5 protein-coding genes are annotated in these 8,046 nt (G+C 60.5%); 3 read left to right on the top strand and 2 right to left on the bottom strand.

Annotation, left to right across the window (positions count from 1 at the left end; genetic code table 11):
• Together VGG64_23635 and VGG64_23630 are read left to right on the top strand one after the other, a co-directional pair.
• Nucleotides 1–193: hypothetical protein (locus VGG64_23635; GenBank protein ID HEY1602617.1), on the top strand; the 193-nt coding region annotated here is incomplete at its 5' end.
• A gap of 73 nt (nucleotides 194–266) precedes the next feature.
• Entirely contained in the window at nucleotides 267–1,553 is a 1,287-nt protein-coding gene (locus tag VGG64_23630) for an amidohydrolase family protein (GenBank protein HEY1602616.1), read from the top strand.
• A 21-nt stretch (nucleotides 1,554–1,574) separates the two neighbouring features.
• On the opposite strand, the gene VGG64_23625 is transcribed toward VGG64_23630, so the two are convergent.
• Nucleotides 1,575–2,528, bottom strand: coding sequence for an aldo/keto reductase (locus VGG64_23625; GenBank protein ID HEY1602615.1), 954 nt, complete (start codon nucleotides 2,526–2,528; stop codon nucleotides 1,575–1,577).
• Between the two features lie 455 nt (nucleotides 2,529–2,983).
• On the opposite strand from VGG64_23625, the gene VGG64_23620 reads away from it, so the two are divergent.
• Nucleotides 2,984–7,003: a helix-turn-helix transcriptional regulator gene (locus VGG64_23620; protein HEY1602614.1), complete on the top strand. Its 4,020-nt coding sequence runs from the start codon at nucleotides 2,984–2,986 to the stop codon at nucleotides 7,001–7,003.
• A 53-nt stretch (nucleotides 7,004–7,056) separates the two neighbouring features.
• On the opposite strand, the gene VGG64_23615 is transcribed toward VGG64_23620, so the two are convergent.
• Nucleotides 7,057–8,046 (bottom strand): WD40 repeat domain-containing protein (locus VGG64_23615; protein ID HEY1602613.1); only part of this gene is annotated, 990 nt, incomplete at its 5' end.

The raw sequence follows: 8,046 nt of genomic DNA, 5'->3' as shown, positions 1-8,046 counted from the left end.
GATCGAGCCGGGCAAATGGCACGACGTCGTGATCGAGATCGTCGGCGACCAGATGCGCGTCAGCCTCGATGGCCGCCCGGCCGGGTATCTCAAGTCGCCCGGCATCGCCCACGAAACCAAAACCAGCTTCCACTTCACCGTCTCCGGCAAAGGCGTGCTCTTCGACGACGTCCGCATCTGGGAAGCCCGGTGAGCGGAGACATGGGCCGCAGCCAGCCGGCTCGGACTCGATTTGGCTTATGTTCCATTGTTTGAAAGGTGATCGCATGCGCCGTAGCGTGTTCGTAGCAGTGGCTTGTAGCTTGTGCCTCGCAACCGCGGGGCAGGCCGCCACGATCATCCATGCCGGCCGATTGATCGACGGCCGCAGCGACAAGCCGCGATCGGAGATGTCGATCACGATCGACGACGGCCGCATCATGAGCGTTGTGGCAGGCTATCGCCAGCCCAAGGATGGCGACAAGCTCATCCGGCTGACCGACTGCACCGTGCTGCCGGGCCTGATGGACATGCACACGCACCTGATGTCGCAGCACTCGAAGGATTCGTACACCGAGCGGTTTTTTATGGAGCAGGCCGACTATGCCTTGCGCTCCACCGTGTATGCGCGCGTCACGCTGCTGGCCGGGTTTACCACCGTGCGCGATCTCGGCGACAACGGCGTGAACTCGATCGCGCTGCGCAAGGCGATCGAGCAGGGCTGGGTGCCCGGCCCGCGCATTTTTACGTCTGGCAAGGCGCTGGCCACTACCGGCGGTCACGCGGATCCCACCAACGCCTTGCGCGGGGATTACCGCCGCGATACCGGGCCGCTCGACGGCGTGATCAACGGGGCCGACGACGCACGTAAGGCGGTCCGACAGCGCTACAAGGACGGCGCCGACTTGATCAAGCTCACTGCCACCGGCGGCGTGCTCAGCTTGGCGGCCAACGGATTGAACCCGCAGTTCACCGAAGACGAGCTGCGCGCGGTCGTGGCCACGGCCAAGGACTACAACATGACCGTCGCGGTCCACGCGCACGGCACCGAGGGCATTCGGCGGGCGGTACTGGCCGGCGTCGACTCGATCGAGCACGGCACCTTCATGACCGACGAGGTGATCGAGTTGATGAAACGCAAGGGCACCTACTGGGTGCCGACCAACCTCGCCGGCGAATGGGTGGCCGAAAAGGCGAAGGAACGCGGATATTTTCCCGAAATCGTCCGCCCGAAAGCGGCAGCCATTGGTCCGGTGATCCGCGCCACCTTCGCCAAGGCCCAGGCCGCGGGCGTCAAGATCGCCTTCGGCACCGACTCGGGCGTCTCGCCCCACGGCGACAATGCCCGCGAGTTCGAGCTGATGATAGCCGGCGGCATGCCGCCCATGAAAGCCCTGCAATCGGCCACGCTGGAAGCCGCCCGCCTGCTGAAGATCGAAGACCGCCTCGGCACCATCGAGCCCAAAAAGATCGCCGACATCGTCGCCGTGAAAGGCAATCCCCTCGACGACATCCACATCATGCGCAGCGTGGTCTTCGTGATGAAAGACGGAACGGTCTTTAAAGGGCCATAACAGCGGGGGAATCCGTAGGCTTTATTCCGCAGGCACGAGCGATTGCACGCGCTCGGGCTCGGGGCCGAGCCAGGCGGGATTCATCGCGGTGCTGTCGAAGATCGACGTCGTCTTGAACGGTTCGAATTCGCCGGCGGCCGCCGCCTGTGCGGTCTTGGCCAAAAGAGCTTGCAGCTCGCTTTCGCTCAGCGGACGGAACGTGCGGGCGGCCTCGCAGGCCTGGTCGAGAATCTGCATGCTGTCGATGCCCGTGATCACGACCGAGGTGGGCAGGTTCAGCGCGTAGTGCAGGCACTCGATGGCGCTCACCACTTTCGAGCGCAGGATGATGCCGTTGGCCATGCTCTTCATGCCCAGCACGCCGATGCCCTTCTCGACGAGCCGCGGCAGCACGAGCGTGCCGAAGCTGCGGTAGTGTGCGTCCATGACGTTCAGCGGCATCTGCACCGTGTCGAAATGAAAACCGTGCTCGTCGGCCACCTCGAGCATGTGCAAGTGGATGCGCGGATCCTTATGGCCGGTAAAGCCGATATAGCGGAGCTTGCCAGCCTGCTTGGCTGCGAGCAGTGCGGCGTTGGCCCCCTCCGGATCGAAGACGCGATGCGGATCCTCGAAACGGATAACTTCGTGATGCTGGACCAGGTCAATGCAGTCGGTCCCGAGCCGTTTGAGCGACTCGTCGAGCTGTTTGGCGGCCTCGCTCTTGCTGCGGCCGTCAATCTTGGTCATCAGAAAGACTTTGTTGCGGTATCCGTCGCGCAGCGCCTTGCCCACACGAATCTCGCTCTCACCGCCGTTGTAGTCCCACGAGTTGTCGAGAAAATTGATCCCCCGGTCCACAGCCGTCCGCACAATTCGAATCGCGAGCTGCTCATCGACATGCTTCAACCCCAGATGCCACCCGCCCACGCCGATCGCCGACACATTCTCCCGCGTGCTCCCCAGCCGCCGATACGGAATATCCGAATTTGCCATGCCGCTGCCTCCCCAAAAGCCTGCCTGCTGCCAGCGAATCCAAGTTCGCCGCACCGACGCCCGAAGTTTTCAACTAACGAATGCCGTTCCTGGCTCTTGGATTACAGCTTCGCGCCTGAATTGCAAACGCCGTACCCCGTTTGAACCAAGGACCGCCCTGTCGATGTCCGCGGCGGCGGCTTGGCCGCGTCACTTGGCGAATGTCAACAGCGCCGGGGCTTCCAGTCATTTCTCGCCTCGACACCCAGCGGAACCGGCTGGCCACCGACAACACAGACAACAGCGGGTTAAGTGTGGCCATGAGTGACCGCCTTCCGCCGCGTTTCGGTTTCCGGCTCGGCCGCTGCGCGCTCGGGGCTTGACGCAATCTCAAATGACCGCAATACTACTTGCCGCAATTCAAATTGCGTGCAGCAGCGACCTTTGGTCCACAAGTCTAAAGGCAGTGGAAAAGCATGACAAAACCAACCAAGCTCCAGCACACGCGGAACGAAGCTAACGTCGCTTTTGCCCAGTTAATTGACGAATTGAACGACCTCGGGGTCACGCAAAAGGAACTCGCTAATCGCTTGGGCGTCTCGCCTGGGCAAATAAGTCGCGTCAAGCAGGGGGAGCGTCCCGCAATAGCCAGGCACCTTAAGACGCTCACTCAGTACGCCGCCGAGATTGCAAAAAATCGGAAGCCACGCGAGGCAGCGTTGGCGCGGTCCTCGGGGATTGACTCAATTCTCTCGATCGACCGTGAACTACTGGGCCGCCTCACCGAACGGGCGGCGGTGAAGGCCTTTCGGGAGCTGCTATTTGCTCGAGCTGCTTCGCGGGGTATTCCTACGACAGCAGTGAACATTTCGGAGGACATTTCGACGCCAGATGGTGGCGTCGATGCGTCCGTTTCCGACAAGTTTGGCGCCAAAGCCGTCGGCGATGACCTGTTGGAGACAGGGACTCGCTTTCAAATAAAGACGGGCGCATTTTCCCCGTCGCAGCCAAAGCGGCTTGAAGCCGACTTATTCGGCAAAAAACCGATCAAATTCGCAAATCTTGGGTCGGGCGTTCAAGACGCGCTTCGGCGAGGCCGGCGTTTTGTGTATGTCTGTTTCGGCAAGGATCCGGTCGACAGCCAGTTGCGAGCCGCGCGTCTGCACCTCGCCGAACTCTTCGCCAAATGCGGCTACCCGAACGCAAAGGCCGATGTTTGGGGTCAAACGCATCTAGTCGGCCTGTTCAACCAGTACCCGTCGCTGTGCCTTCGTCTTCGCGGACACGACTACCAGGGGTTTCGACCGCATCAATCCTGGTCGAACGACGACGACATGCAGCCTGACGTTCGATACAGCCCGGAAATGAATCAATTGGTTGAAGAGCTGCGGCAGCAGCTAATATCCGGAAAAACGCCCCACATCCGCTTAATCGGGGAGCCCGGCGTTGGCAAAACACGGCTCGCGTTCGAGATCACGAGGGACAAGCAGATTGCTCCACTGACTCTATACGTCCGCGAAAGCCGCACACTTCTGCAGAGCCCATTCATCAATGAACTCGTCCAATCGGACGACCATCGCTTTGTTGTCTTCGTAGTTGACGAGTGCCCTAACAACGACCGCGCCGAGCTTTGGAATGTGCTTAAGTCAAAGGGCGGCCGCATCCGCGTGATTTCGATCGACCACGGCCCTGACGATACGTCCGACGATAGTATGCGAATCGTCCCGGTTGCGCCCGTTGGGCCGGAAGAAATTACCGCGATCATAATGGGCCACGGCATCGAAAAGCACGAGGCGGAGCGTTGGGCAGGCTACTGCCAAGGCTGCCCGAGGGTCGCGCATGTTATCGGTGACAACTTGCAAATGAATCGGAACGATCTATTGCAACCACCGGCCACAGTCGATGTCTGGAAGCGTTTCGTCGTGGGCCACGACGATCCGACCTCCGAAGAGGTCGAATTACGCAAGATTGTTCTTCGTCACGTCGCACTCTTTGAGAAGTTTGGATTCGGCGGGCCCGTCGTGAAGGAGGCCGAATTCATTGCGCAGCTGTGCGCAAACTGTGATCCGCGATTAACGTGGCCACGCTTCCAGTCGGTCGTTGCTACGTTGCGGCAGAGGCGGATTCTCCAAGGTGTCACGACGTTGTATTTGACGCCGCGTCTTCTGCACGTTCATTTATTCCGCGAGTTCTGGAGAAACTACAGTTTCGACATCGTCGAGGCCCTTTCCGGGATGCCGCCCGCGCTGCGTAACTGGTTTGTGCGGATGCTCCGGTACGCAGGCGATTCACCGGAGGCGGGCCGCGCGATTGACGGCGTCCTTGAGGATGAGAGCCTGTTTCCGAGCGGCGCATTTCCCGATTGTGCCGAAAGTGGTCGCATAGTCGACGTGCTCTGCGAAGCGCGACCTGATGCCGCCCTTCGCTGCCTTCGACGAACAATTGGTGAGATGAGCGTTGACGCCCGACAGCGTCTGCGCGAGCCTCGACAGTTTCTGGTCTGGGCGCTCGAGAAAATAGCTGTACAAAGCGCATACTTCGACGAGGCAGCAGAGTTTCTACTCATGCTCGCAGAAGCGGAGAACTCAACAAACGCAAACAATGCGACGGGCGTGTTCCTGCAACTCTTCAGCCTTATCCCTGGATTCGCTCCAACTCAGGCTGATCCGGGCGCTCGCCTCACCTTTTTAGACGAAGCACTGAAATCTGCCTCGTCCAAACGTAGGGAGCTTGCGCTCAAAGCGTGCGAGAAAGCACTTGACACGTTTACAAGCTTTCGAACCATCGGGCCTGAGCACCAAGGGCTACAAAGAAAACTTGAGTTCTGGACACCTAAAACCTACGGCGAACTCTGGGAATGTCATCGCGCAGTATGGGATCTGCTTGTGGGCAAACTCGCTTGCTTGAACGGGGAAGATCGCTCACGTGTCAGCGCCACCCTAGTCGCTGCGGCATGGTCGTCGATCCACATCCCGCCGCTGACGGACAGTGTTGTTGAGACATTGAATCTGATAGCGAGTGCTGCCGGGACCGGTACCCCGGCGCTAGTCGAGTTCGTCAAACGCCAACTTCGGAACGAAAAGGAGAAGCTCCGCGCCGAAGTGCGAGTTGGCCTTGAGGCAATCTTAACGCGCCTCAACGGTCACGATTTTGGCTCGAAGCTACAGCGGTTCGTCGCCTTTGCAACGTGGGAGGATCAATACGGCCAGGGAGCACCATGGAGCACGGCACTTGACGAGCTGGCGGACGAAGCCACTCGGAATCCTGAGCAGCTGCGCGCACAACTCCATTGGCTTGCCCGCGAGGCATCGAATCCGGCTTACGCCTTCGCATACCGAGTATCGAGGCGCGATCCGGAATCCGCGCTGCTCGGCCAAATAGTTTCCCGGTATTCGGACGGTAGCGGATTCGAGACGCCGTTTCTCTCCGGCTACCTCGCCGGCATCTTCGAGCGCGACGCGGGAAAATGGGAGGAGGTGGCCATCAAACTTGCTGACGACGATTCACTCGCCGAGCGGTTTTCGGACATCGTTATTGCGTCTGGCATATCAGATAGGATCGCAACAAAAATTCTTTCCAACTGCCGAGCGGGCAGGCAGGGCGTAGAACGTTTGGGGCGCTGGTGGTTCGCGCCGCAGCTTAAAGGGCTACGTGAGTCAACAGTCGTCGATATGATCGCTCTCCTCCTTGAGAACCCTACTGGGAGGCTGTGGGCGAGCGCGGTGCAGATCGCGCACAGCTATTTCATGGAAGGCGACACCGCTCGCGCGCTACCGGAGGAATTGGTGCTCGACTTGCTGACTCACGGTGCAATGTGCGAGCGACATGCAACACATGAAGCCTCATATTACTGGTCGCGGCTCGCGGCAGCGTTCCTAGAGCAGTACCCGCGCCTCAAGTGGGAATTCTTTGGCGCATTACTGCGGAACGGCGCGCACGAGTCGTCGCTACTAACGGACCTCAATTCAAACAGAGAGGCCCTGCTGAGCGACGTGCTCAGACAAGACCCAGAGCAGTCATTTGCGTGCATTTCGGAGGTTTTCGAGGAATGCGACGAAATGCGCAGCTACGGCTTCACCCGTTGGCTGTCGCAAGGCGCCAATCGCTTAGTAGGCGACAATGAACCCGGCCCTATCCAATATATTCCCGCCCATATCTTGTTCTCATGGGTTGACAAAGACGCCAACCGCCGGGGTGCGTGGCTAGCCCATGTTCTGCCGAAAACCCTGGACACAACGGTAGCAGGCCGCCTAACGCGAGACTTCGTTGCAAGGTACGGGAATGACAGGGGCATCTGCGGCTCGTTAAATGCGCATTTCCACGCGCGCAGCTGGTGTGGGCCGGAAAGCGCCCACTACCGCGGCTTGCGCGAAGAAGCACGCGACTGGTTGGTCGACGAAAGGAACCCGACGGTGATTCGGTGGGTGACCAGATATATTGAAGGCTTAACGAGCTGCATAGGCCGCGCAGAGATTGACGAAGAACGCGAATTCTAGCCTGGTCTAAAACGTCCATCGCTCGACAAAGCCGAGACCAGCCCGATTGTCTCTCACTTCGCGAACGTCACCTGCCCAGGCGTGTTCTTCCAGCCGTATTTGGCTTCGAATTGGGGGACGGTGAGGTTGGTTTGCTCGGTTTCGGTCTGGAGGACGAAGAGGAATTGGGGCTGGAAGGCGGGGTCGATGCGGTAGTTGCCGTTGGAGCTGAGCAGCACGATGTGGTCGAGCTCGTCGAAGATCAGGCCGCGAAGCTGAGAGTCGCGACTGTCCCAGAATTGCACCATGCTGTCCCGTGTGCCGCTGACCATCAGCGAGCCGCCCGCCGACCAGGCGACATAGTCGCCGCGCACGTCGGTGCCCAGCCGCTGGGTGGCGGAGGTTTGCAGGTTCCACAGATCGATCGAACGCCGGCCTTGGCAGGCCACGAGCATGCGCGTGCCGTCGAGCGACCAGGCCAGCGAATTGACGCCGCCGGCCCTGCGGCGCTGATCCAACACGGTCTTGGGCAGCGGGCGGCCATTGGCGGTCTGCCACAACTGCACAAAGCCTTCGCTGGTGCCGGCGGCAATGGCCGAACCGTCGGGACTGAAGGCCAGCGTTTGGATCGCAGTGCCAGGCTTGAGCACCGTCTGCAACTGCTTGCGGTCCTTGCGCCATAGGCAGATCGAGCCGTCGGGCCCGCCAGAGGCCAGCAGGTTGCCGCGGGGCGACCAGGCGAGTTGGGTCACCGCGCCGGCCTGGCCCTTGAGCTCACCGATGGGTTTTCCAGAAGGCTGCCAGAGGCGGATGAGCGGGTCGTAGCCGCCCGAGGCCAGCGTTTTGCCGTCGGGCGACCAGGCCACGGCCTCGAGCGGGCCGGTGTGATCTTTGAGCGTGGTCAGCAGCTTGCCGGACGCGACGTCCCACAGGCAGACGTTTTTGTCGGCCGCGGCCGTGGCCAGCAGTTTGCCGTCGCGATTCCAGGCCGCCGAGGCAATGTTGCCGGTGTGGCCGGTCAGCGTGTGCAGCAATTGCCCGGTGACATTGTCCCAAAGGACGAG

This window comes from Pirellulales bacterium (assembly GCA_036490175.1).
Classification (GTDB): domain Bacteria; phylum Planctomycetota; class Planctomycetia; order Pirellulales; family JACPPG01; genus JACPPG01.
The sequence above is the reverse complement of the archived record's forward strand: the minus strand, read 5'-3'. Positions and strand labels throughout refer to the sequence as shown.

Bases quoted from the DNA above. Each gene is read 5' to 3' on its own strand.
- VGG64_23630 (HEY1602616.1), top strand. From the start codon at position 267: ATGCGCCGTAGCGTGTTCGTAGCAGTGGCTTGTAGCTTGTGCCTCGCA.
- VGG64_23625 (HEY1602615.1), bottom strand. From the start codon at position 2,528: ATGGCAAATTCGGATATTCCGTATCGGCGGCTGGGGAGCACGCGGGAG.
- VGG64_23620 (HEY1602614.1), top strand. From the start codon at position 2,984: ATGACAAAACCAACCAAGCTCCAGCACACGCGGAACGAAGCTAACGTC.